The following is a 24,098-nucleotide window of genomic DNA, read 5'->3' on the forward strand; positions in this document are numbered from 1 at the left end:
GACCAGTGAACAGAATCGCTTTCCGGCGTGGACTCATCGCCAGTTCCGTTGCGCTCGCCCTGTGGGCGCCCTCTGTCATGGCGCAATCCGCGCCCGATGACGCGGCCCCGCCCAGTGGTGCCGGCAAGGCCGACAAGCCGGTCGAACTCAAGGCGGTGACGGTCACCGGATCGCTGATCCCGCGCGTGGAGGTCGAAGGCCCTGCGCCGGTGGTCACCATCACCGGCGAAGAGATCAAGAAGCAGGGCTACACCACGCTGTGGGAATTCCTCGACTCGCTGCCGCAGGTGGGCCAGCAGGTGTCCGACCCGGCCTCGTGGGGCTCCAGTTCGGTCAATGCGCGCTCGGTGAACCTGCGCGGACTCGGCCCCGGGTTCAGCCTGCTGATGATCGACGGCCATCGCGTGGTCGACTACCCGCAGCCGCTCAACAAGCAGAGCAACTTCCAGAACTTCAACAACATCCCCACCGGGATGATCGATCACATCGAAGTGCTGGCCTCCGGCGCGTCGTCGATCTATGGCTCGGATGCGGTCGCCGGCGTGGTGAACGTGATCCTGAAGAAGGACTACCAGGGCAACCAGTTGCAGGTCACCCTGGGCGGTGCGACGCGCGGTGGCCGCGACTACGGCGACATCAACTTCGTCGGTGGCCGCGCGGGCGACAACTGGCACGTGACCTACAACCTGGAGCACTCCAACCGCAGCGCGCTGTGGGGCATGGACCGGCCCTACCAGGATTCCGTGGCCGACGCGGGCTACGGCGCCTGGGGGCCGGCCTCGCGCATGTTCGGCTACCAGTACGACGCCGCCGGCGCGATCGCCCTGTCGGCCACCGACGCCAACGGCCGCTACATCACGCCGCCCGCCGGCACCTGCGACAAGTTCACCAACTCGCGCCTGACCCAGTCGCACTCGGTGACCACCAACGGCACCCAGGTCACCGGCGTCACCGACAACGGCTTCTACTGCGCGCAGCCGGCGCTGTTCCAGAACTGGGTGCTGACCCCGGGCAGCATCAGCAACAGCGGCTATCTGGCGGGCGAGTACGACTTCCAGAACGGTCTGCAGTTCTACGGCTCGGCCGCGCTGTACCAGACCGTGGGCATCTCCAACACGCAGCTCAACGTGTTCAGCGCCGGCCCGTTCTACGACCAGACCACCGGGCAGACGGTCAACCAGGTGATCCGCCAGCTAACCCAGAAAGAGATCGGCGTCAGCGCCAACACCTACGACCGCGAGCGCAACTGGAACCTGCAGGCCGGCCTGCGCGGCACCGTGTTCGACGGCCGTTTCAACTGGGACCTCAACCTCAACACCCAGAAGTACATCGTCCGCGAGGAGTTCACCGGCTACAACGCGCAGGCCACCAACAACTTCTTCCTCGGCCAGCAGCAGGGCACCACCGCCGACGGCCTGCCGATCTACGCGTTCAACTGGCAGCAGTTCTGGAACCCGATCACCCCGCAGCAGTACGACCAGTTCGCGGTGACCGGCGTGAACACCGCTTCGTCCTGGCTCGACCAGGCGCAACTGCGCGTCAACGGCGACCTGTTCACGCTGCCCTGGGCCGATCGGTCGGTGGGCTGGGCCGCGGTGTTCGAAGCCGCGCACAACGGCTTCAAGCTGTCGCCCGACCCGCGCGCGGCCGATCCGTCCACCTTCCAGAACCCGTTCGGCGCGTATCTCACCGGCGCCGGTACCCGGCAGCGCTTCTCGCTGGGCACGGAGTTCCGCTTGCCGGTGCTGGACACGGTGACCTGGACGCTGTCCGGTCGCCTGGACAAGTACAACGACGCCAGCCGTGCCGACATCGCCCGTACCTGGGGCTCGGGCCTGGAGTGGCGTCCGTACGACGGTTTGCTGCTGCGCGGCAGCTACGGCACCAACTTCAAGGCGCCGGACATGCAGGCCATCTACCTGACCGGTTCGACCTCGCCGGTGGGCTTCTATGCCGACCCGCTGCAGTGCGTGAACGCGATCAAGGCCGGGCAGAACAACAACACTTGGTGCAACAGCGTGCAGCGCCCGACCTCGCAGTACTACACGCTCTACACCAACGGCAGCCGCCTGCTGCTGCCGCAGACCGGACACTCCTGGACCTACGGCTTCGTCTGGCAGGTGCCGGGCGTGCAGGGGCTTTCGGTGTCGGCCGACTACTGGAACATGGGCGTGGACAACGCCATCCAGTACCTGGGCCAGGACACCGTGCTCGCCGACGAGGCCGGCTGCCTGACCGGCCTGAAGCCGAACGGCACCTCGGGCCTGTCGCCGTACACGGCGCACGTGGCCGGATCGGAGTACTGCCGGATGGTCACCCAGATGGTGACGCGCGACGCCAACGGCCAGATCGTGTCGGTGCAATCGGGCCCGATCAACGAAGCCTCGCTGTACGTCGCCGGCGTCGACGCGACGCTGGACTACAAGTTCCACACCGACGGCTACGGCGATTTCCGCGCCGGCATCAACTACACCAACAACCTGTCGTACAAGCAGCGCGTGCTGGCGTCGGATCCGTTGCAGAACACCCGCTACCAAAACGTGGCCAGCCGCATGACCTGGATCGCCGACTGGACCAAGGGCCGTTGGAACGTGTCGATCTCCGGCGTGCGCAACGGCCGGATGCGCGCACCCAACTACGCCGGCTGCGACGTGCTGCCCAACGGCATCCAGCCCAGCATGGTCACCGTGTCCAATGGCGGCGAGACGATCTCCACCGGCGTGTGCCAGGTCACCCAGGACGGCAACCAGGTCACCGTGCAGGACACCACCTACCGCGGCCATGCGCCGGCGTGGATCACCTGGAACGGCTCGGTCGGCCTGCAGATCACCCCGGATCTGCATGCAAAGCTCGCCGTGTCGAACATCTTCGACAAGGTCGGTGCGATTCCGTACTACGCCGGCGGCTTCGAGTTCGTCACCACCGGGCAGACCGCGAGCGAGTACAACGGCCGGGAAATGTTCCTGACGCTGGACTACACGTTCAACTGAGCAACACGCCGACAGGCCGGCGGGTTTCGTGGAAGCGAAGCCCGCCGGCTTTTTTTATGCCCGCGCGAGGCGGTGCGTTCCAGATGCAACATCGCCCCTCCCGCTTGCGCAGGAGAGGCGATGGACGCGTTACCGCGAGCGCGGGCTGCGCTCAGCGCCGGCTCGACGGCACGAACTTGTACAGCTTGTTGACCCCGGTGCCGAAGTTGAAGCGGCTATAGCCGGCACCCCAGTACACCGCACCATCGACGATCGCCGGTGCGCTGGACACCGAACCGCCGGCGTCGAAGCTCCACAGCGTGGCACCGGTCTTGGCATCGAGCACGGTCATCGCGCCGGACATCGAGCCGGCATAGACCAGGCCCGGCGACGACGCCAGCGGGCCGCGGCCGCCGGCGCCGAACGCGGTCTGCACCGGATCGGTCCCCGGCACCTTGACCTGCCACAGGATCTTGCCGCTGGCCGCATCCAGCGCGGCCCAGGAGCCGGCGTTCCAGGTTTCGGTGTTGCCCGGCGCCAGCGTGTACGGCGTGTGCTCGTTGTTGTTGATGGCCACGTACACGCGACCGGAGAACGGATCCACCGACGAGCCCCATTCGATGCCGCCGGCGGTGCCGCCCGGGCCGACCTGGGTCGACCACACGGTCTGCCCGGTATCGGCGTCGAACGCCCAGTACACGCCGCTCTTCTGGCCGGCACCGACCAGCGCCTGCGGCTTGCCGTTGCGGATCGCCGTGAACAGGTTGGCGCCGCCGCCGCTGAAGTCGTAGTCCGGTCCCTGCGGGTCCTGGCACAGGCCATTGGTCGGCGCGACCAGGCACGACAGCGACCATGCGTCGGCGCCCTGCAGGCGGCGCGTCCACACCGGCTTGCCGCTGCGCATGTCCAGCGCCAGCACCGAATCGACGTAGTTGTCCGGCGCCATGCAGGCCAGTTGCGCGGTCTTGTCGCCGTTGGCGTTCTTGACGCAGCTGGCCACCTCGGTCGGCACCGAGTAGTTGTTGCCGGTGGTGGCGTAGACGCGCTGACGCAGCGGATCGATCGCCAGCGTGCCCCACACCGATGCACCGGTGTAGCCCTCCGGCGCGGTGCGGAAGCTCCACAGCAGCTTGCCGGTCTTCAGGTCGAGTGCGGCGACACTGCCGCGAAAGGTGTACTTGTAGCCGGCGCTCAGCCCGCCCCAGTCGCCCGAGGACACGCCGACATACACGCGGTCGCCGTAGATCACCGGCGAGGCGGTGATGCGCGCCTGCGGGTTGGATTCGACCAGGGTCTTCCACAGCAGCTTGCCGGTGGTCTTGTCGATCGCCAGCACGGTGCCGCTGGCCTGGTCGCCGACCAGCACGCTGTCGCGCGCGATCGCCGGGCTGTTGCGCGACAGCGAGCCGGCGATGCCGGTGTAGTCGGCCAGCTTCACCTGCCACACCGCCTTGCCCAGGTCGGTGTCGATGCGATACAGCTGGCCGCCCCAGTCCGGCACGTACAGCGCCGTGCCCTGCACGGTCGGCGTGGCCGAGACGTCGCCTTGCGTGGTGAAGGTCCACGCGGTCTTCAGGCGCGCCGCGTTGAACGGGGTGATCTGCCATTCGCCGGGCGCGAAGCGGGTGTTGAGGAAGCCGCCGCCGGCACTGTCCCAGAGGCTGTGCGTGGCGAACGGCGTGCCGCCGGAAAAGGCGCTGCGCCATTGCGCGCTTGCGGCGCTGGTATCGGTCGCTGCCGCTGCGGTGCCTGCGGACTGCGCCATCGCCACTGCGCTGAACATCAAGCCGGGAATCAACGCCAGCCGCAGGCGGGAGAGGTTCTGGTGTGCATCACGCGTTTTCATGGATGTCCTTCGGGCTTGGGAGTGAGGATCCCCCCGTCACGTCCGCGGCCATCCTAGAAGTGGAAATCCTTGTGTGTCATGTACTTACGAAAAAGTTAGGGCGGTCGCAAAAGGTTGCGGTGATAGCGAAAAACGATGGCGACGGCATCGCGCTGTCATCGCCGCGGCACGCGCGTGACGCATGTCGGTGCACGGTGCGATGGCGGTCGCAGCCCTGCGTTGCAAGGCATCGACCGTGCGCCACGATGCACATGGCGACGGAGCCCAGCGATATGCGCCATCGATGCTGCCGGCGATCGCCGTAGCGTGAGCACCGGCTGAATCGCCTGCGATACGACGCAGTCGCGGCGGCGCTGCGGCAGCGCCGCATGGGCAATCCGGACGGTTGGTTACACTGTGCGATCACTGTTGTCCGCACAAGGAATGCCTCGATGAAATGCCCCTCGCTGTTGTCCCTCGCCATCGCGCTGTGCGCCACTGCTTCCGGCGCCGTGCAGGCGGCAACGCCCACGTCCACCGCGGCGCTGGAGGGCAAGGTCGATGCGCTGTACACGCGTGCGCCGGACACGCTCAAGCCCGACGAAGTGAAGGCGATGCAGCAGCGGCTGCTGGACTGGGCGCAACTGCAGCGCTATCGCGCCGACAACGCCGCGCTGCCGGCGCCGGCAGCGGACGCGCCGCGCGTGGTGTTCTACGGCGATTCCATCACCGACGCCTGGGGCCGCCGCGAAGGCACCACGTTCTTCCCCGGCAAGTCCGCCTACGTCAATCGCGGCATTTCCGGGCAGACCACGGCGCAGATGCTGGTGCGCTTCCGCCAGGACGTGATCGACCTGAAGCCGGCGGTGGTGGTGATCCTGGCCGGCACCAACGACCTGGCCGGCAACACCGGGCTGTCCACGCTGGAGATGATCGAGGACAACTTGCGCTCGATGACCGAACTGGCCCAGGCCCACCACATCAAGGCGGTACTGGCCTCTGTGCTGCCGGTGACCGACTATCCGTGGCGGCCGGGCCTGCAGCCGGCGCAGAAGGTGCGTGCGCTCAATGCCTGGATGCAGCAGTACGCGCAGCAGCAGGGCGCGGTGTATCTGGACTACTACAGCAAGCTGAGCAACCGCGACGGCGGCATGGACAAGACCGTGGCCATCGACGGCGTGCACCCCAACAACGCCGGCTATGCGGTGATGGCGCCGCTGGCCGAGCAGGCCATCCAGCGCGCGCTGGCAAAGCCCTGAGCACGCACGCTCCTGGCCCCTCTCCCCCCGGGAGAGGGGTTGGGGTGAGGGTACGACCGCCGGAAACAATGATCTTCGCCGCAGCGCCCGTCGCCCCTCAGAACCGCTCCCCCTCCGGCAAATAGCGCCACTCGCCCGGCGCCAGCTTGCCCAGCGAAATCCGGCCGATGCGCAGGCGGCGCAGTCCGCTCACCTGCAGTCCGACCTGCGCGCACATGTCGTGCAACTGGCCCGGCTGCACGTGCTTGATCGCAAAGCGCAGGCGCTGTTCGCTCTGCCAGCTGACCTTGCACGGCGGCAGCGTGCGCTGGCCATGGCGCAGGCCGTGCGCGAGCCGGTGCAGGCCATAGGGCTGCAAGGTGCCGCTGACCTCCACCACGAATTCCTGCTCCAGCGTGGCCGCGTCCTCGCTCAGCCGCCGCAGCACGCGGCGGTCCTGGCTCAGCACCAGCAATCCGCTGGCCTCGCTCTCCAATGGCAGCGGCAGGCTCAGGCGCAGGAAATGGCGCTTGAGCACACGCATGTCGCTGGCATCCAGCGCGCTGCGGGTGCCGGGCGTCGCCAGCGCGAGCGCGTCTTCGGCGCGCATCCCGGCCGGCTTGTGCAGCAGCAGCGTGACCGGCTGCGCCGGGCCGAGTTGCGCGTCGGGCGCCAGCGTCACCTGCTGGGTGGTGATCGGCGTCTGCGGTTCCTCGACCACCACCCCGTCCACGCTGACCCAGCCGCCCTCGATGTACTGCTGCGCCTCGCCGCGCGAACACGGCAGCAGGGCGGCGAGATGCTTGTCGAGACGGACGGGGCTGGACATCGGCAGTACGCGATCGGTCGGGGGCGCAGTGTACGGGCGTCGCGGGGGCGCTGCCACGCAGCGGCGTCTCAGTGCTCGCCCAGTTCCAACTGGGTCAGGTACAGGCGCAGGTCGAACTCCAACTGGTGGTAGTCCGGCGTCATGTGCGCGCACAGCTGGTAGAAGGCCTTGTTGTGCGCGCTTTCCTTCAGATGCGCCAGTTCGTGGGCGACGATCATCGGCAGGAACGCCGCCGGCGCATCGCGGAACACGCCGGCGATGCGGATCTCGCGGCTGGCCTTGAGCTTGCCGCCCTGTACCCGCGACACCGTGGTGTGGGTGCCCAGCGCGTGCTTCACCGCCTGCAGGCGGTTGTCGTAGATCACCTTGTGCAGCGGCTCGGCGCTGCGCATGCAACGGTCCTTGAGCGCCTGCGTGTAGTCGTACAACTGGCGATCGGTGCGGACCGTGTTGGCCTCGGGGTAGCGTCTGCGCAGCCAGTCGCCCAGGCGCTGGCGCGCGATCATCTCGCGGACTTGGTCCAGGACATGGGGCGGGTAGCCTACGAGATAGCGCAGGGTCTCCATGCCGCCACCTTAGCGTGCCGCGTGCGTCAGGGCATCCGACACCCGTGCCTTCGCGGGCGGCTGCCGGCGCTGCGGGTATCATGCGGCTCCCGAATCCGAGTCCGTGGACGCTTCCGATGCGCAACCCCCTGCAGGAGCAACTGCTCAAGGCCGGCCTGGTGAAGAAGAGCCAGGTGGCGCAGGTCGCGCGCGAGCAGGCCAAGGCGCGCCAGGGCAAGACCCCGCCGCCGCCCAGCGCCGAGCAGCGCGAGAGCGAGCGGTTGCGGCAGGAGCGGGTGGAGCGCGACCGCGCCCTGTCCGCCGAACGCAACGCGCAGGCGCGTGCGCAGGAGCAGCGCGCGCAGGCGCGGCAACTGGTCGAAAACCACAAGCTCAAGGCCGACGGCGAGATCGACTACCACTTCACCGATGCCGGCAAGATCCAGCGGCTGCGCGTGGATGCAGCGCTGCGCACGCAACTGATCGCCGGCAGCGTGGCGATCGCGCGGCTGGATGCCGGCTACGTGCCAGTGCCGCGCGCAGTGGTGGAAAAGATCGTCGCCCGCGATCCTGCGACCATCGTGTTCGATGCGCTGGCGGCGACGCCGGCCAGCGGCGAGGACGATCCCTACTACAGCCAGTTCAAGGTGCCGGACGATCTGATCTGGTGATTGCGGCGCGGCGCCGCATGAACGTCTCGGCTAGGTGAAGCCTGCGTGCATTGCATTTGCCGGTGCCGGCCGCATCATCCAGGCAAGGCAACAGTGCGGAGACGACCATGGCCACTGGGTGGGCAGGCGACGGCGCGGTGCAGGACCAGATCGATGCGACCGTCGAGGATGCGATCAAGCGGGCGCGCAGCCAACTCCCGCAGGGCCCGGGGCTGAGCCACTGCGAGGACTGCGATGCGCCGATTCCCGAGGCGCGGCGCAAGGCGGTGCCGGGCGTGCGTCTGTGCGTGGCCTGCCAGGACGCGCAGGACCGCGCACAGCATGAGCACAGCGGCTACAACCGCCGCGGCAGCAAGGACAGCCAGCTGCGTTGATGCTCCAGCCGGCGCGGTCGGGTCAAGGCTTGGGCTGCGCGTGCAGCGCGATGTTGAGCTGATCGACCACGATCGCCCAATCGGCGTCTTCCAGGCGTTCCTCGCGCAGCAACTGCGCCTGCGCTGGCGTCCAGAACGGTGCTTCTTCTAGGCGCATGTCATCGGGCAGCGGCGCGTGCCGGGCGATGAACTGGCGGATCTCGCTTTCGCTGTTGGGCAGGCCGAGCTGGGCGAAAAGGTCGGCGAACGGGGGGATGACGGGTTCCATGCAGTACCTGGTCGGGAAGAGAGGAGCGCCGCACGAGGCGGCTGGCGTCGACCATAGCGGCTGCGCCATGTGCATGGCGTCAGCGTCGGCGTCGAGGCTCAACCCAGGCCGGGCGGCACCGGATGGCCGCGCCAGCGGCGGGTGCTGCGCTGGAAGAACAGGCTGTTGGGGATCTGCAGCACGCTCTCGCCGTCGCCGTCGCGTTCCTCGCGCAGCGTCGTGTAGATCAGGTTGATGTCGATCACCTGGCCTTTCAGGCCGGGCTTCTCGCCGTTCTCCAGCAGCTCGATGTGATCGTGCAGGCGGAACGGGCGGGTGGTGAAGATCAGCAGCGTGCAGAAGATGTTGGACAGCACGCTCCAGGCGGCGAAGAACGCCACCGCCGCGACCGCGGCGAAGCCGGTGAAGGCGGTCCACAGCACGGTGCCGGACACGCCGAAGCGGTCCAGGATCAGCAGCAGCGCCGCCGCGTAGATCACGAAGCCGCTGCCGCGGCGCGCCATCAGCACCAGTTCCGGCGGCAGCGCGTGGTGCTCGCCCAGGCGCCGGATCAGCCGCCGCAACACGGTCCGCAGCAACCAGGCCGCAAGCACGATCAGCACGATCTGCGCGCCGGGCACGATCACATCGAGCCAGCGGTGTGTCCACGGCGGCAGCAGGGTATGGAGCGAAGGCATTGCACTTCGGAGCGCGCAGGGGAGGCGCGATGGTCGCAAGCGTGGCCGCTGCGGGCAAGTCGTGCTGGCGTGCGCTGTGCGGCAGCGCGTCGCTCAGTCGGCGCGCTCCAGCGCGTCCCACTGCGCCTCGGTGACCTCGGGCAGCGCCTCCAGCGCCGGTTTTGCGAACAGATAGCCCTGGTAGAGATCGATGCCCAGCGCACGCAGTGCGCGGTACTCCTCGGGCGTTTCCACGCCCTCGGCGAGGATGCGGCAGCCCAGCGGCGCGGCCATCGCGACGATGCCGCCGACGATGTGGCGGCGTGCGGCACTGGCGTCGATGCCGCGGATCAGCGCCATGTCCAGCTTGATCAGGTGCGGCTGGAAATCGGCGAGCAGGTTCAGGCCGGAGTGGCCGGCGCCGAAATCGTCGATCGCGGTGAGGAAGCCGCGCTGCGCATAGTCGCGCAGGATGCGCACGACCTTGGGCAGGTCGGCGACACGTTCGGATTCGCTCATCTCGAAGATCAGGTCGCCGGTCGGCACGCCGAAGTGCTCGGCCGCCTTCAGGGTCAGGCGGATGCAGGTCGCCGGCTCGTACACCGCGTTGGGGATGAAGTTGATCGACAGGCGCGTGCGCAGGCCCAGCTGCGCGGCGGTGGCGATGGCCTGCACCCGGCAGGTCTGGTCGAAGCGGTACATCTGCTCGGGGCGGACCCGCGCCAGCACCGCCGCCGCGCCGCTGCCGTCCTCGCCGCGCACCAGCGCTTCGTAGGCGTAGATCGAGCGGGTGGCGGCATCGACGATCGGCTGGAACGCCATGCGCACGACGAAATCCAGCGGCTCGCCATCGCGGCAGTTGCCGCAGGCGGGCTGGCCGAGTTCGGCGGACAGAGAGCGCAGGAGCATGCCGAGCCGAGACCGTGGAAGAGATCGCAGTATGCGCTTTCGGTGTGAAGGCGGCGCCGTGCTTCGGGCCGGTGCTGGCTCCGGAATACGCCGCATCGGGACTGGCCGGTGCAGGCGTCGACCACAACCGGAGGCGTCGTCTTGGCGTGCCGGGCGCCGCGCCATCGTTTGGCGCGGACCGGCGTCCAGGTGCTCGCGGCATCCTGCGCAGGCACGCGCAATGGCGGCGCGCGCGGGTGGCGCTAGCCGGCGTCGGCGACGTCGACCTTCTTCAGCACGCGGGTGGTGCCGAGCACCTCGACGCGGCCGCCGGCCTGGTGGAAGGCGGCCAGGTCGGCCTCGATGCGCTCGCGGCTGAGGCCCTTCTGCGCCTTGTCGGCGGCGCTGGCGCCGCGTGCGTTCCGTGCGCTGGGCGAAGCGGTGGTGCTGGTCGGTCGTGCCATGCTGGAACTCCTGCAGTCAGTACATCGTCAGGGGAATGCCACGGGTCAGTTGCTCGTGGTGGGTGCGGCGGATCTCGCGGCAGTACGGGCCGGCCATCGCGAACTTGCGGCAGACCGCCGGGCGCTGCGCATAGATCGAGCAGCACATGCGCGCGCCGTCCACCGCCACGCACCAGCCGTCCTCGTCGCGCGCCATCACGTGCAGGCCCTCGCGGGTGTATTCGGTGAGATGCTCGGGAACCTGGTCGTCCGGCATCACCAGCACGGTCAGGCGGCAGCAGATCGCGTCGCAGCGGTCGCAGGCGATGGCCGGGTCGGCCGTGTCCCGCATCGGCTCGCTCATGCGCGGCTGCCGCGATCTGGGCGTGCCGGCCGGCGAGGTGGCTGGAGCGGCGACGCCGGGCGCTGGGCCTGGAGCGTGGCAGGGGCGGGAGACATGGCGCTCCGAAGGATCCGGCCTGCAGCAGGACGGAGGGTGGCGCGAGAAGGAAGCGAGTCGGGCGACAGGAACGGCCGGACGAGACGCGCGTAGCGACGTGACGCTGAAGCGTACAGCCCATGCTACGCCAGTCGCGCCGCTGCAGTATGAACAACGTGGGGCGCAGCCAGTGCGCCGGCCGAGCACGGCCGGTCGGGGCGCGCCCCGCCAGGCCCGTGCTGCGTCAGTCCTGCGCGGCGGCCAGCGCCAGGCCCTGCACCACGCCGAACGAAGGATCGCCGTGGACCAGGCGTGCCTGCGGGAACGCCGCGGCCACCAGGCGCTGCAGATAGCCGGCGCGCGACATGCCGCCGGTCAGGAACACCGCGGCCGGATCGCCGCCGATGTCCTGGCGGACCTGCGCCAGCAGCTCCTGCAGCGCCTCCAGGTAGCTGCGTGCGGCCTGCACCAGTTCGTCGGCGTGCACCTGCACCTGCAGCCCGGCTTCGATGTAGTCCAGCGTCTCTGCGTGTCGCTCGGCGTCGCTGAGGCGGATCTTGCTGCGCTCCACCGCGCGATACAGGCGCGCGGTGTTGCCAGGCTCCTGCAGCGCCTGCAGGCGTGTGTCGTAGGGGGCGGGCACGCCGTCGTAGCGGTGCTGGCGGAAATCGCGCTGGCGGGTGGTGTCCTGCACCATCGCCGCCTCGACGTAGTGGTGCGAGGGCACGCGAGTGATGCCGCGGCCGAACTGCGGCATGAATCCGGCCAGGCTCAGCGCCAGGTCGATGTCGGTGCCGCCGCGCGGGATGCCCCAGGCGCGGTGCACCTGCGGCGCGGCGTCGCCGCCGACACTGGCGTAGGCGATGTCGGTGGTGCCGCCGCCGATGTCGACCACGACCGTGGCGTGGCGCTCTCCGCTGACCGCATGGTAGTGCATCGCCGCGGCGGCCGGTTCCTCCAGGAAGGCGACGTCGTCGAAGCCGGCGGTGATCGCCGCGCCATGCAGGATCTCCAGCGCCTGCGCGTTGCCGGCCTCGCCGATCGAGCTGCGGAACTGCACCGGGCGCCCGAGCAGCGCGCGGCGCACCTGCACGCCCAGTTGCTGCGAGGCGGTCAGGCGGATGTGTTCGAGAATGTGCGCGGCGATGCCGGTGATGGTCTGGCGTGCGCGCGGGTGCAGGTTGTAGCCGAGCATCGACTTGGGGCTCTGCACCAGGTTGCCTTCGCCCTCGACGAAATACGCGTCCAGCGCATCGTCGCCGTACACCGCGTTCTGCAGCAGCGCCGCCGAACTGCGCGGCTCGCGCATCTGCGTTTCCATCCATTGCCGGCGCACCACCCGGATCGCATCGCGGCGCAACGCGTCGGGGCCGCGTTCGCGCCCGGCGGCGAGCGCATCGCGGCGGCCGGACTCGATCAGCTCGTCCACCTGTCGTTCCAGCGCCGGGGTCAGGTCGAACTCGGCCGGGTCGCGCATCACCTCGGGGAAATACACCGTGGTGCGGAACTGCTGCTGCGCGCCGAAGTCGATCGGCACCACGCGGCCGTCGATCACCGCGGCGGCGGCGGAATTGCTGGTGCCGAAGTCGATACCGAGGCGCATGACGGTGCCGGGGGCGGGAGGGCCGCGCACTGTGGGGCAAGCCGCGGCGCGACGCAAGCGCGGCCCGGAACGCACGGGGCCCGCATCGGCGGGCCTCGTTGGGAACAGGAAAGCGGGCCGCTTACAGCGCGGCGCCGGCGTGGCCCTGGTTCTTTTCCTGCTCGGTGGCCTCGCGCACGCCGGCCACTTCCACCGCGAAGTGCAGCACCTGCCCGGCCAGCGGGTGGTTGCCGTCGATGGTCACCAGTTGCTCGCCGACCTCGGTGACCGTGACCAGCAGCGGGCCCTGGTCGGTCTGCGCCTGGAACTGCATGCCCGGCGCCAGCGATGCGGCATCCGGGAACGAACCACGCGGCACCTGCTGCACCAGTTGCTCGTGGCGCGGGCCGTAGCCTTCGGCCGGGATCACGTCGGCCTTGACCGACTCGCCGGTGCGCTTGCCGGTCAGCGCCTTCTCCAGGCCCGGCACGATGTTGCCGGCGCCGTGCAGGTAGCTCAGCGGATTGTCCGGCGAGGACTGGTCGATCACTTCACCGGCATCGTCGGTGAGGGTGTAGTGGATGGTGGCGACAAGCCCGTTGGCGATCTCCATGGGAAACCTCGTTCAGTGAGTAAGGGGGATACGCCGGCACAGTCACAGCGCGATGAGAGGGGTGCTACCCGGCTACCCTAACGAAAAGCGGCGCAGGGCCGCAAGTCGCGCCGGCACGTGCCCATTCAGGCCGGCGGCGGCTGGCGCAGCGCGGTGCGCCGGGCCAGCCAGGTCTCCGGGGTCTGCGGCTTGACGAACAGCGCCTGCAGCTCCGGGTGCTCGGCGCGCGCGGCGGCCTCGATGCGCTCGATGCACGCCTCGATCTGCGCGGTGCTGCGCTGGTCCTCGAACTCGGCGCTGAGCGCGGCCACAACCTGGTCCGGCCCCATCTGCACGCTGAGCACGCCGTTGACCGCGCGCACGTCCGGATCGGCCGCGGCGATGCGCCGCAGCGCGTCGCCGAGCGGGCGCGCCGCCGGCTCGCCGATCAGCAGGCCCTTGGTCTCGCGCGCCAGCACGAAGGCCGAGCAGGCCAGCACCGCGGCGATGCCGACGGACGCGACGCCGTCCAGTTCCGGCATGTCCAGCCACTGCGCGGCGAGCAGCCCGGCTAGCGCGATCAGCAGGCCGATCAGCGCTGCGCTGTCCTCCACCAGCACGGTGAACAGGCTCGGATCCTTGCTCTCGCGGAACGCCTGCACGTAGCTCAGGCGGCCCTTGCGCGCGCGGAACTCGCGCAGCGAGACCCACCACGAGCCGCCCTCGAACAACAGCGACAGCCCCAGCACGATGTAGTTGAGGGTGTGGTCGCTGGCCGGCTGCGGATCGCGGATATGGGCGATGCCCTCGTACAGCGACACCCCGGCGCCGAGTGCGAACACCAGCAGGGCGACGATGAAGCTCCAGAAGTACAGCTCGCGCCCATGCCCGAACGGATGGGTGGCATCGGCTGGGCGCGCGGCGCGGCGCAGGCCGTACAGCAGCAACAGTTCGTTGACCGTGTCCACCAGCGAATGCACGCCTTCGCTGAGCATCGCCGAGCTGCCCGAGAGCCCGGCGGCGACGAACTTGGCGATGGCGATGGCGAGATTGCCGGCGAGCGCGGCGTAGATCGCGAGACGGGACCCGGACGAAGCGGACATGGCATTCCTGCGGCTGGGGCGGCCGCGCGGCGGCACGGGGCGGGCGGCTACAATAGGCGGCTCGCCGTCGTCGCCGTATCAAGGACTCCCATGCCCGCCGCACCCGCCTGCCCGCAATGCACCCTGGAAAACACCTATGTCGACGGCGCCAACTGGGTGTGCGCGGACTGCGGCCACGAGTGGCCGGTCGCGGCCGACGCTGCCAACGACGCGGCGACGGTGGTGCGCGACAGCAACGGCAACGTGCTGCAGGCCGGCGACACGGTGGTGGTGATCAAGGACCTGAAGGTCAAGGGCTCGTCGATCCCGCTCAAGCAGGGCACGGTGATCCGCGGCATCCGCTTTGTCGAGGACGATGCCGAACACATCGAAGGCAACTCGGACAAGATCAAGGGCCTGGTGCTGAAGACCTGCTTCCTGCGCAAGGCGTGAGCCTGGCGCGGCGGGGTCGCGCGCTGGCGGCGTTCGGTAGTCTGTAGGGAGGCAGATGCTCCGTAGGAGCGGCTTCAGCCGCGACTGACGTCATCAGGACTGCCCGTCGCGGCTGATGCCGCTCCTACACGCGATGCCGCCCGCCCGAGCGCCAGCTGCGCACGGCGTGCGTCCTGCCTGCGAAGGGGAGAAGCGACCACCCGCGACGTGGCCGTCGTCGCCACCGGCGCCCAGCGTGCGCGGTGCGGCGGCTATCATGTGCAACGGCGCCGGGGGGCGTCGCCGGCCGGACCGGCACAGACACGGAACAGGGGATGCACATGCGAACGAACACAGGGGCGACGGCTGCCGGCCGTCTGGCGCGCACCTTGATCCTGGCCTTGGGGCTCTGCCTGCTGGCGCTGCCGGCCTGGGCGCGAATGCAGGAAGTCAAGCCGGGACAGACGCCGGAGTTGGCGCCGGGCGAAGGCCTGGTGGTGGTGGCGGTGGACACCGACGTCGCATTGAGCGGCGTGGAGTTGAACAAGGACGGCAAGGTCTTTGGTGGCGGCACCATGTCCGGTCTCAAGCCGGGCATCAGCTACCGGCTGTACATCGCGCCGGCCGGCGACTACGCCTGGCGCCGGGTGCTGTTGATCTCGCAGTTCGGCTACAACCTGCGCGACAGCGACGAGTTCCGCTTCCGGCTCGAGCCGGGGCAGATCACCTACCCGGGCGACCTGCTGTTCCGGCCGTCCTCGTTCTTCAGCGGCGACATGGGCATGGTCAATCGCGCCTTGGCGGCGATGGACTGGTTGCAGCAGACCCATCCGGTGCTGTGGGCGCGCTACACCCTGCGTTACGCCGGGCACTACCCGGACCCGTTTCCGGAGTTCTACCGCAAGGCGCTGGCGCAGCACCCCGACGCACGTCCCGCGGCGCAGGTGGCGCTGCGCGCACCGCCGGCGCCAGGCGCCCTGCCGATCGCGCCGGCCACGCTGTTCCGCGATAGCCGCATCACCGGCCTGAGCCTGAATCCGCGCGGCGACCTGCTGGCGTTGCAGGTGCGCGAGCGCAAGGACGAGTGGCGCATCGAACTGCTCGACCTGTCCAGCGATCAGCAGCGGGTGCTCGCCACCAGCGTCGATCCGATCCGGCAGATGCTATGGGCCGGCAACGACGCGCTGTTGTTCACCGTGCCGGTCAAGAACGGGCGCGACGTGGTGCGCGGCATCCGCGCCGATACGGGGGCCGACGGCAAGCGCAAATGGAGCCCGCTGAGCTTGCCCGATGGCGGGTTCCTGGTCGACGCGCTGCCGCAGCGCCCCAACCAGGTGCTCTACGCCACCACGCTGAGCAACGGCGACAATGCGGTGCAGGTCCTGGACGTCTCCAGCCAGGCGGCGATCGACCGCTGGCGGCCGCGCCTGCGCGACCGGGTCAACGTCGGCCTGGAGCGCGACGTCGGCTGGCTGACCGATGGGGAAGGGCGGTTGCGCCTGGCCATCGTGCGCCGCGACGACGGCTACGTGCTGCGCTACCGCGACAGCGAAGGAGCGCCCTATCGCGACGTGATGACGCTCGACCACTTGCGTGATTTTGAGCCGGTCGGCCTGTCCTACGCCGCGGACGAGATCTACGCGGTCACCGACGACGGACGCGCGCAGCGGGACCTGGTCGCCTACGACGTGGCCACGCGCAAGATCGTGCGCACGCTGTTCAGCCGCAGCGGGGTCGACGTGGTCGACCTGATCCAGGGCCCGCAGCGCACGCCGATCGGTGTCACCTATTACGAGAGCGGACGCCTGGTCAGCCACTACTTCGAAAGCGCCGACGATCGTGTGGGCCGCGCGCTCAGCGCGGCCTTGCCTGGGCGCAACCTGCAGATCGCCGCGCGCAATGCCGACGGCAAGCAGATCGTGCTGTGGGCCGACGCCAGCGACCAGCCGCCGCAGCTCTACCATCTCGACCTGGACAAGCGCGCGGCGCGCGCGATCGGCGAGACCATGCCATGGCTGCACGGCATGACCTTCGCCCCCAGCGAGGTGTTGCGATTCAAGGGGCGCGACGGACTACCACTGGAAGCCTTCGTGACCCTGCCGCCTGGTGCCGGACCCAAGCCGCTGGTGGTGTTTCCGCACGGCGGGCCGATCGGCGTCGCCGACGCGCTGGGCTTCGATCCGGAGACCCAGTTCCTGGCCTCGATGGGCTACGCCGTGCTGCGGGTCAACTTCCGCGGCTCGGACGGCTACGGTCGCGCGTTTCGCGAGGCCGGGCGCGGCAGCTTCGGCACGTTGATCGAGGACGATATCGATGCGGCGATCGTGCAGGCGCAGGCGCGCTATCCGCTGGATCCGCAACGCATGTGCGTGGTCGGCGCCAGCTACGGCGGCTATTCGGCGCTGGTGATGACGATCCGCTGGCCGCAACGCTTCCGCTGCGCCGTCTCCATCGCCGGCGTGGCCGATCGCATCCTGTTCTATACCGCCAGCGACGGCGCGCGCAGCGCCGAGGGACGCGCGAACCTGGAGAAGCGCCTGGGCGATCCCAAGGCGGAGCTGGCACAGATGATCGACACTTCACCGCTGTACCACTACGACGCGATCAAGGTGCCGGTGATGCTGGCGCACGGCCTGGAGGACCGGCGGGTGGACTACGAACACACCCGGCGCATGCTGCGCATGCTGGACATGGCCGGCAACGCGCCGGTGGGATTGAGTTTCAAGGACGAGGGCCACGGTTTCGGCGACGTCGAGCACCGCGTCGCATTGTGGAGCGGTGTGGCCGGCTTCCTGCAGACGCATCTGTCCGGGCCGCAAGCCGCGCCGGCGCCGACGGCGGCCGCCGCGCCCACGGCCGCGCCCTGACCGCTGCGGCGGCACCGTTGCGGTGCCGCCGCAGGACGTGATCAGTCCAGCGTCGGGTAGTCGGTGTAGCCCTTGGCACCGCCGCCGTACAGCGTGTCGGCATCCACCTCGTTCAACGGGGCGTCGCGGCGCAGCCGTTCCACCAGGTCCGGGTTGGCGATGAACGGGCGACCGAAGGCCACCGCGTCGGCGCGGCCGGAGGCCACGGCGTCTTCGGCCAGCGCCTTGTCGTAGCCGTTGTTGACCAGCCACGGGCCATGGAACTTGGCGCGCAGCGCGGCGTAGTCGAAGGCGATGTTGTCGCGCGGGCCGCCGGTGGCACCTTCGATCACGTGCACGAAGGCCAGGCCCAGCGGATCCAGGCGTTCCACCGCGCGCTCGAACAGCGGCTGCGGGTCGCTGTCGCGCGCATCGTTGGCCGGGGTCACCGGCGACAGGCGCACGCCGGTACGGTCGGCGCCGATCTCCTGCGCCACCGCCTCCACCACTTCGAACAGCAGGCGGGTGCGGTTCTCGATGCTGCCGCCGTAGGCGTCGTCGCGATGGTTGCTGCCGTCGCGCAGGAACTGGTCGATCAGGTAGCCGTTGGCGGCATGCACTTCCACGCCGTCGAAGCCGGCGGCGATGGCGTTGCGGGCGGCGCGGCGGAAGTCCTCGATCAGCCCGGGGATCTCGTCCAGGCGCAGCGCGCGCGGTGCGGAGACATCGGTGAAGCCCTCGGCGGTGAAGGTCTTGGCGTCGGCGCGCAGCGCGCTGGGCGCCACCGGCGCGGCGCCGTCCGGCAGCAGGCTGACGTGCGAGATGCGGCCGACGTGCCACAGCTGCAGCACGATCTTGCCGCCGCGGCGGTGCACCTCATCGGTGACTTTTTTCCAGGCCGCGACCTGCGCGTCGCTGTAGATGCCCGGGGTGTCCTTGTAGCCCTGGCCCATCGGGCTGATCTGGGTCGCCTCGGCGATGAGCAGGCCGGCGCTGGCGCGCTGGCCGTAGTACTCGGCGGCCAGCGGCGAGGGGATGCGGCCTTCGCCTTCGGCGCGGTTGCGGGTCAGTGGCGCCATCACGATGCGGTTGGCCAGTGCGATCGCGCCCAGGCGCAGCGGCGTGAACAGCGGGGAAGGAGTATCGGTCATCGGTGGGTCTCTCGTTGTGGAGTGGGGCGGGCGACCCTACAGCGGGGCGCTGCAAGGCGATGTGCGTGCAGGACATGGGGACGCGCGCGGCGGTTTCGCGGCGGCGCGATGGGACAGTGCGTTGCTGCGGCGGCACCGTCGCGCGCGCATCGCCGCCCGAAACGCCGCCAGCGGTGCGGCGAGACGCGGCGTTGCGCGGGTGGGGCTGCAGGGCTTGCTGCGATGCACAATAATGGGCGGCCCTTCTTCCTGGGACGTGCGCATGACCTCATCCGCCACGGCGCCGCTGTCGCGGCGCGGCTACGTGCTGATCCTGTTCGCGCTGGCGATGGGCGGTTTCGCGATCGGCACCAGCGAGTTCTCCACCATGGGCCTGATGCCGTACATCGGCCGCGGCCTTGCGATCGATGCGCCGCAGGTCGGGCACCTGATCAGCGCCTATGCGCTGGGCGTGGTGGTCGGTGCGCCACTGCTGGCGATCCTCGGTGCGCGCTGGCCGCGGCGCGATCTGCTGCTGGCGCTGATGGGCTTCTATGCGTTCGGCAATCTGGCCAGCGCGGTGGCGCCGGACTATCACAGCATGCTGGTGGCGCGATTCGTCGCCGGATTGCCGCACGGCGCCTATTTCGGCGTGGCGACCCTGGTGGCCGCCTCGATCGGCCCGCCCGACCAGCGCGGTGCCGCGGTCAGCCGGGTGCTGCTGGGCCTGAACCTAGCGGTGCTGGTCGGCAACCCGCTGGCGACTTGGCTCGGCCAGGTGGCGCAATGGCGCTACGCCTATGCCCTGGTCGCGGCGATCGCGATATTGACGGTGCTGCTGGTGTGGCGCCTGCTGCCGGCCGATCCGCAGGAGGCGCGGCCCTCGCCGTTGCGCGAGTTGCGCGCCTTCAACCGCACGCAGGTGTGGTTGGCGCTGGGCATCGGCTCGATCGGCTTCGCCGGCATGTTCTGCGTCTTCAGCTATCTGGCGCCGACCCTGATGGAGGTCACCGGCGTGTCCGAACACTGGATCCCGGTGGCGATGGGCGCGTTCGGGCTGGGCGGGCTGCTCGGCAATCTGGCCGGCGGCTGGCTGTTCGACCGCATGCAGTTCCGCGCGGTGCCGCTGGTGCTGCTGTGGTCGCTGGCAGTGTTGTTGGCGTTCCCGCTGGCGGCGACCTCGCCGTGGGCGGTGCTGCCGGCGGTGGTCGCGGTCGGCAGCATGGGCGCCTTGGCGCCGGTGCTGCAGACCCGCCTGATGGATGTGGCCAGCGACGCGCAGACCCTGGCCGCGGCCTCCAACCATGCCGCGTTCAACCTGGCCAACGCGCTGGGGCCGTGGCTGGGCGGCATCGCGATCGGCGCCGGCCTGGGCTGGACCTCCACCGGCTATGTGGGCGCGGCGATGGCCGTCGGCGGCCTGCTGATCTACCTGTGGGCGCGCCACGCGGCACGACGTGCGGCCTGCGCGCCCGCGGCTGGCTAGGGTGCGCTAGCGCAGCGGTCGCGCCGTGGAAGACAGCCTGCGCAGCGCGTCCAGCTTGCCCTGGTAGCGCGGTTGCGTGGCCGGATCGGCGTGCGCCATGGCCTCGCGCAGCGCCGCGGTGGCGCGGCGGGTGTCGCCGCTGTGCAGGTAGGCGCGGGCCAGGGCGAAGTACAGCAGGTGGGCGCCGTCGTACAGGTGCAGGGCATGCCGGTAGTAGGCGATCGCCGCGGCGTAGTCCTGGCGTCGCTCCGCCTCGTTGCCGAGTAGGTATTGCTGGAATGGGTCGCGTTGGCGCACCTGTTCCATCTGCCGCTGCAGCGCGGCCTCGCGGGGGCTGTCGCCCAGGCGTCGGGCCAGACCCACGGCGTTGGACAGCGCCGGCAGGTGTTCCGGATCGATCTCCAACGCCTTGGCGTAGTCGCGTGCGGCGGCGGCGCTGTCGCCATCGCGCATCGCCAGTACGCCCCGGTTGTTCCAGGCCCCGGCGAAGCGTGGGTCCATCTGCAGCGCCATCGCCAGATGCGCGCGGGCGCCGTCGAGATCGCCGTCGACCATCAGCTCGGCGCCGCGGTTGTTGTAGTAGTGGGCGAGGGCGCGGCGGTCGGAAATCGGCTGCGGCCCGCGCCGGTCCATCAGCACGCTGCGGTCCAGGTCGATGCTGCCGCGGCCGCTGTCCACGCGCACGCCTGCGTTGACGTGGCTGACGTTGTACAGCGCATTGCCGTCCTCGTACCAGCTCAGCACGCGACGCACTTCCTGGACCTGCGCCTGCAGCCCGATGTCGCGCGCCATCGCCACGAACAGCAGGGTGAAGGACAGGCAATTGACGCGACGGGTCGCGTAGCTCTCGGCGACGCTGTGGGTGGCCTTGGGGTCGTATTGCAGGTTCAGGCCGTTGGCGTCGAAGGCCAATGCCACCAATTGCTGCAGGCGGTGCTCGGCGTCGGCGTTGCGCTCGATGCGTTGCTGCAGCAGCGCGTGCAGTGCCGGCGGCAATTGCAGGATCTGCTCCGGCGTCGGCGTCGGTGCGGCGGTTGGCGCTGGGAGTAGCGCGGCAGCCTGTGCCGCTTCTGCCGCGTACGGCGGTGGCATCGGCGGCGATGGGGCGGCCGCAGCGGTAGCGAGCAGGGCGAACGCAGTCCAGGCGAACATGACGCACCTCGCGGCGCCCTGCAGTGGCGAGGGCTCGTCAGCACTATAGGCCTTTGACCGCGGTGCCGGGAGGCCGTCGTGGCCGCGCCGACGGGCGGTCTTGGACCGGCAGGCTCAGTGGCAGTCATCCACAGCCACTGTGGACGATCAGGGGGCAATCATGTGGATAAGTCGCGTTTGGCGAAGCGCCGCAACACGCCCAGACAGGATGGTGAAAATTTCACCACATGCCTGACTGCGCGCGGTTCCCAATGAACGCATGTTCACCCCCGGCAATGGCGCGTGACGAACAACGGCGAACGGCTCACGTGCGCTTTATGCGGTTCTGCCCAGCATCGCCATCACCACGCAACGCGGCAATTCTCTCGACCGCGCCGTGCGATATCCAGGTCCACCCCGCGTGCCCGTTGCGCGATATCGCCGGCTTCGCCACAGGAGTTTTCCATGAGCATCCAGAGCAAGACCACGCACAGCCTCAACGACCTCATCGCCATTTCCCGCGACGGCAAGGACTTCTACGAAGAAGCGGCCAAGAAGGTGGGCGACGCCGAGTTGTCCGCGCTGTTCCTGCGCATCGCCGGCGTCAAGTCGGACATCGTGAGCAGCCTGAGCGCGGTGGTGCAGTCGGTTGGCGGCAAGCCGGAAGAGCACGGCACCATGGTCGGCAGCATGCAGCAGATGTACGGCAAGGTCCGCGCCGCGCTGGGCGACACCAAGTACGGCTATGTCGCCGAACTGGAAGAGTCCGAGGACCGCCTGCTGAAGGCCTTCAACGAGACCATCGCCGACGCCGACACCCCGGTGGCCGCGCGCGATGCCGCCACCCGCCTGCTGCCGGAAGTGCGCGCCTGCCACGACGTGATGCGCACCCGCAAGCACGCGATGAAGAACGCGGCCTGATCGCCGTCCGCCGCCTGCCCGGCACGCCGCCATCGCGGCGCTGCCCGGGCGGCGTGCCGGATCTGCAGCGACCAGGCGCGCTTGCTACCATGCGCGCTCGACCGCTGCCCGATCCGCTTGCGGCGTTTGCCGCTCTACTCCATGTATCCCGATACTGCGCCCGACGGCGCCCAGTTCTCGCTCGGCTTCGACGCGCCCGCTGCGCGCGAAAGCCTGTTCTTTAAAGCCTGTTCTTTGCGTTGTTGCCGGACGCGCAGACCGCGCAGGCGGTGCATCGCCTCGGTCAGCAGCTGTGCCACGACCATGGATTGCGCGGCCGCGCACTGCCGCCCGAGCGGCTGCATGTGACCTTGCACTATCTGGGCGAATACGCCGGGATTCCGCCACGCTTGCTGCAGCAGGCCTGCGCCGCCGGACAAGCGCTTGCGGCCTCGCCATTTGACCTTGCATTCGACCAGGCGGTGACCTTCGACAGCCGCGCGCGCAGCCGACCGCTGGTGTTGCGCGGCGATGCCGAGCCCCAGCCGCTGCAGGCCTTGCGCCAGGCGTTGCAGCAGCAATTGGCCCGGCACGGTGTCGCCGCACGTGCCGACGGCGCCTATCTGCCGCACATGACCCTGGCCTATGTCGAACAGCCGCTGGCCCCGCAGCGCGTACCGGCGCTTTCCTGGCAGGCGGCGTCGCTGAGCCTGATCCGCAGCGTGCAGGGCCAGGGCCGTTACCTGCACGAAGCGAGTTGGCCGTTGCTGGCCGATCCCAGGAAGAGCAGCGAATGAGCGCGGCGCCGCTGACCCTGCCCGATGCGCAGTGGGCGCAGTTGCGGGCGGCCTACGCCGAACCGCCGCGCGCCTATCACCATTTCGGCCACGTCGAGGCGGTGCTGGCGCACTTTGCCGAGGTCGCCGCCGACACCGGCTGGCAGCAGCCGCGCGAGGTCTACTTGGCGGTGCTCTATCACGATGCGGTGTACCGCGCCGGCCGCGGCGACAACGAAGCGCAGTCGGCGCGCCTGGCCGAGGCGGCGATCGCGCAGTGGCTGCCGGATGCCGGCGTGGACGCGGCGCGGGTCGCCGCGCTGATCGAACTCACCGCGCGTCACGGGCAACTGACCTTCGCCTCGGTGGATGCGGACGCGGCACTGTTCCTGGACTGCGACATGGCCATCCTCGGCGCCACACCGGAAGCCTTCGCCGCCTACGACCGCGCCATCGCCGAGGAGTACCGCGGGGTGGTGCCGGGCTGGCTGTACCGGCGCAAGCGCCGCGCCTTCCTGCGCACCGTGCTGGCGCAGCCGCGCATTTTCCTCAGCGAGCGCTTCCACGCGCGTTACGACGCGGCCGCGCGCGCCAATCTGCGCCAGGCGATCGGCTGACCAGGCGCGGGCCACCCGGCGCCGCCTTCTTCTACACTGCCGCGCCGGTCCGTCCGGCCGCCACCACCAAGCCCCATGTCCGACCCTGCCGCCAACGCCGATCCCCGCCCGCAGGCGCCGCTGCCGCCAGCCCCCAGCGACTGCTGCGACAGCGGCTGTCCGCTGTGCGTCTACGACCTCTACCACGAGGAACTGGAGCGCTACCGGCAGGCGCTGGCGGCCTGGCAACTGCGCCACCCTGGCGCCGACGCGGATGGCTGACAGGGCCGCCGGTGCAGGCGATGGCCCGGGTCCGGCGTACCTGGCATGAACCGCAGCGCGCGCCGCGCTTCGCGCCGCCGCCGTTCGGGATTATCTTTAACGCGCCTTTTCAGGATGG

25 protein-coding genes are annotated in these 24,098 nt (G+C 69.6%); 11 read left to right on the forward strand and 14 right to left on the reverse strand.

Features of this window, described 5'->3' with window-relative positions:
• Positions 1–77: 77 nt before the first annotated feature.
• Complete coding sequence (locus RAB71_RS06750) at positions 78–2,990, forward strand: TonB-dependent receptor domain-containing protein (protein WP_010342313.1); 2,913 nt, start codon at positions 78–80, stop codon at positions 2,988–2,990.
• Positions 2,991–3,141: 151 nt separating this feature from the next.
• Here RAB71_RS06750 and RAB71_RS06755 read toward each other — a convergent pair whose 3' ends face one another.
• Entirely contained in the window at positions 3,142–4,752 is a 1,611-nt protein-coding gene (locus tag RAB71_RS06755) for a PQQ-binding-like beta-propeller repeat protein (protein ID WP_175300588.1), read from the reverse strand.
• Positions 4,753–5,246: 494 nt separating this feature from the next.
• Between RAB71_RS06755 and RAB71_RS06760 the strand changes: the two genes are divergently transcribed.
• Entirely contained in the window at positions 5,247–6,053 is an 807-nt protein-coding gene (locus RAB71_RS06760; protein WP_010342315.1) for an SGNH/GDSL hydrolase family protein, read from the forward strand.
• Positions 6,054–6,150: 97 nt separating this feature from the next.
• On the opposite strand, the gene RAB71_RS06765 is transcribed toward RAB71_RS06760, so the two are convergent.
• Positions 6,151–6,861: an rRNA pseudouridine synthase gene (locus RAB71_RS06765; protein ID WP_010342316.1), complete on the reverse strand. Its 711-nt coding sequence runs from the start codon at positions 6,859–6,861 to the stop codon at positions 6,151–6,153.
• Between the two features lie 68 nt (positions 6,862–6,929).
• Positions 6,930–7,427: a M48 family metallopeptidase gene (locus RAB71_RS06770; protein WP_010342317.1), complete on the reverse strand. Its 498-nt coding sequence runs from the start codon at positions 7,425–7,427 to the stop codon at positions 6,930–6,932.
• Between the two features lie 116 nt (positions 7,428–7,543).
• Between RAB71_RS06770 and RAB71_RS06775 the strand changes: the two genes are divergently transcribed.
• Complete coding sequence (locus RAB71_RS06775) at positions 7,544–8,077, forward strand: DUF2058 domain-containing protein (RefSeq protein ID WP_010342318.1); 534 nt, start codon at positions 7,544–7,546, stop codon at positions 8,075–8,077.
• Between the two features lie 107 nt (positions 8,078–8,184).
• Positions 8,185–8,451 carry a DksA/TraR family C4-type zinc finger protein gene (locus RAB71_RS06780; RefSeq protein WP_010342319.1) on the forward strand — a complete coding sequence of 89 codons (267 nt, stop codon included), beginning with the start codon at positions 8,185–8,187 and terminating at the stop codon, positions 8,449–8,451.
• Between the two features lie 22 nt (positions 8,452–8,473).
• Here RAB71_RS06780 and RAB71_RS06785 read toward each other — a convergent pair whose 3' ends face one another.
• From RAB71_RS06785 to RAB71_RS06820, 8 genes are all read right to left on the reverse strand, one after another.
• Complete coding sequence (locus tag RAB71_RS06785; protein ID WP_010342320.1) at positions 8,474–8,719, reverse strand: DUF2789 domain-containing protein; 246 nt, start codon at positions 8,717–8,719, stop codon at positions 8,474–8,476.
• A 98-nt stretch (positions 8,720–8,817) separates the two neighbouring features.
• The gene (locus tag RAB71_RS06790; RefSeq protein WP_010342321.1) at positions 8,818–9,396 is read right to left on the reverse strand and encodes a mechanosensitive ion channel family protein; all 579 of its coding nucleotides are present in this window, start codon (positions 9,394–9,396) and stop codon (positions 8,818–8,820) included.
• A 93-nt stretch (positions 9,397–9,489) separates the two neighbouring features.
• Positions 9,490–10,284, reverse strand: coding sequence for an EAL domain-containing protein (locus RAB71_RS06795; protein WP_010342323.1), 795 nt, complete (start codon positions 10,282–10,284; stop codon positions 9,490–9,492).
• 242 nt (positions 10,285–10,526) lie between these two features.
• Positions 10,527–10,727 carry a hypothetical protein gene (locus RAB71_RS06800; protein WP_010342324.1) on the reverse strand — a complete coding sequence of 67 codons (201 nt, stop codon included), beginning with the start codon at positions 10,725–10,727 and terminating at the stop codon, positions 10,527–10,529.
• Positions 10,728–10,743: 16 nt separating this feature from the next.
• Complete coding sequence (locus tag RAB71_RS06805) at positions 10,744–11,070, reverse strand: YkgJ family cysteine cluster protein (RefSeq protein ID WP_010342325.1); 327 nt, start codon at positions 11,068–11,070, stop codon at positions 10,744–10,746.
• Between the two features lie 319 nt (positions 11,071–11,389).
• Positions 11,390–12,748, reverse strand: a complete 1,359-nt coding sequence (locus RAB71_RS06810; protein ID WP_010342326.1) for an Hsp70 family protein — start codon at positions 12,746–12,748, stop codon at positions 11,390–11,392.
• Between the two features lie 121 nt (positions 12,749–12,869).
• Positions 12,870–13,340 carry a peptidylprolyl isomerase gene (locus RAB71_RS06815; RefSeq protein ID WP_010342327.1) on the reverse strand — a complete coding sequence of 157 codons (471 nt, stop codon included), beginning with the start codon at positions 13,338–13,340 and terminating at the stop codon, positions 12,870–12,872.
• Between the two features lie 125 nt (positions 13,341–13,465).
• Positions 13,466–14,422, reverse strand: a complete 957-nt coding sequence (locus tag RAB71_RS06820; protein ID WP_010342328.1) for a cation diffusion facilitator family transporter — start codon at positions 14,420–14,422, stop codon at positions 13,466–13,468.
• Positions 14,423–14,512: 90 nt separating this feature from the next.
• On the opposite strand from RAB71_RS06820, the gene RAB71_RS06825 reads away from it, so the two are divergent.
• Both RAB71_RS06825 and RAB71_RS06830 read left to right on the forward strand, forming a co-directional pair.
• Positions 14,513–14,854, forward strand: a complete 342-nt coding sequence (locus RAB71_RS06825; protein ID WP_010342329.1) for a zinc ribbon domain-containing protein YjdM — start codon at positions 14,513–14,515, stop codon at positions 14,852–14,854.
• A gap of 320 nt (positions 14,855–15,174) precedes the next feature.
• Positions 15,175–17,700 carry a S9 family peptidase gene (locus RAB71_RS06830; protein WP_138985737.1) on the forward strand — a complete coding sequence of 842 codons (2,526 nt, stop codon included), beginning with the start codon at positions 15,175–15,177 and terminating at the stop codon, positions 17,698–17,700.
• A gap of 41 nt (positions 17,701–17,741) precedes the next feature.
• Here RAB71_RS06830 and RAB71_RS06835 read toward each other — a convergent pair whose 3' ends face one another.
• Positions 17,742–18,830: an alkene reductase gene (locus RAB71_RS06835; protein WP_010342331.1), complete on the reverse strand. Its 1,089-nt coding sequence runs from the start codon at positions 18,828–18,830 to the stop codon at positions 17,742–17,744.
• A gap of 262 nt (positions 18,831–19,092) precedes the next feature.
• Here RAB71_RS06835 and RAB71_RS06840 point away from each other — a divergent pair, with 262 nt between their 5' ends.
• Positions 19,093–20,295, forward strand: a complete 1,203-nt coding sequence (locus tag RAB71_RS06840; protein ID WP_010342332.1) for an MFS transporter — start codon at positions 19,093–19,095, stop codon at positions 20,293–20,295.
• Positions 20,296–20,301: 6 nt separating this feature from the next.
• On the opposite strand, the gene RAB71_RS06845 is transcribed toward RAB71_RS06840, so the two are convergent.
• The gene (locus RAB71_RS06845) at positions 20,302–21,447 is read right to left on the reverse strand and encodes a tetratricopeptide repeat protein (RefSeq protein ID WP_029562000.1); all 1,146 of its coding nucleotides are present in this window, start codon (positions 21,445–21,447) and stop codon (positions 20,302–20,304) included.
• Positions 21,448–21,891: 444 nt separating this feature from the next.
• On the opposite strand from RAB71_RS06845, the gene RAB71_RS06850 reads away from it, so the two are divergent.
• Positions 21,892–22,347 carry a PA2169 family four-helix-bundle protein gene (locus tag RAB71_RS06850; protein WP_041500455.1) on the forward strand — a complete coding sequence of 152 codons (456 nt, stop codon included), beginning with the start codon at positions 21,892–21,894 and terminating at the stop codon, positions 22,345–22,347.
• 134 nt (positions 22,348–22,481) lie between these two features.
• Here RAB71_RS06850 and RAB71_RS06855 read toward each other — a convergent pair whose 3' ends face one another.
• Positions 22,482–22,691, reverse strand: a complete 210-nt coding sequence (locus tag RAB71_RS06855; protein ID WP_234006678.1) for a hypothetical protein — start codon at positions 22,689–22,691, stop codon at positions 22,482–22,484.
• Here RAB71_RS06855 and RAB71_RS06860 point away from each other — a divergent pair.
• From RAB71_RS06860 to RAB71_RS06870, 3 genes are all read left to right on the forward strand, one after another.
• Positions 22,617–23,123, forward strand: a complete 507-nt coding sequence (locus RAB71_RS06860) for a 2'-5' RNA ligase family protein (protein WP_234006664.1) — start codon at positions 22,617–22,619, stop codon at positions 23,121–23,123. The genes RAB71_RS06855 and RAB71_RS06860 overlap by 75 nt on opposite strands.
• On the forward strand, positions 23,120–23,719 hold the full coding sequence (locus RAB71_RS06865) for a hypothetical protein (protein ID WP_010342337.1): 600 nt from the start codon (positions 23,120–23,122) through the stop codon (positions 23,717–23,719). Before RAB71_RS06860 ends, RAB71_RS06865 begins: the two co-directional genes overlap by 4 nt.
• 75 nt (positions 23,720–23,794) lie before the next feature.
• Entirely contained in the window at positions 23,795–23,980 is a 186-nt protein-coding gene (locus RAB71_RS06870) for an oxidoreductase-like domain-containing protein (protein WP_010342339.1), read from the forward strand.
• The last annotated feature ends 118 nt before the right edge of the window (positions 23,981–24,098 follow it).

It is taken from the genome of Xanthomonas sacchari (assembly GCF_040529065.1).
GTDB lineage: Bacteria > Pseudomonadota > Gammaproteobacteria > Xanthomonadales > Xanthomonadaceae > Xanthomonas_A > Xanthomonas_A sacchari.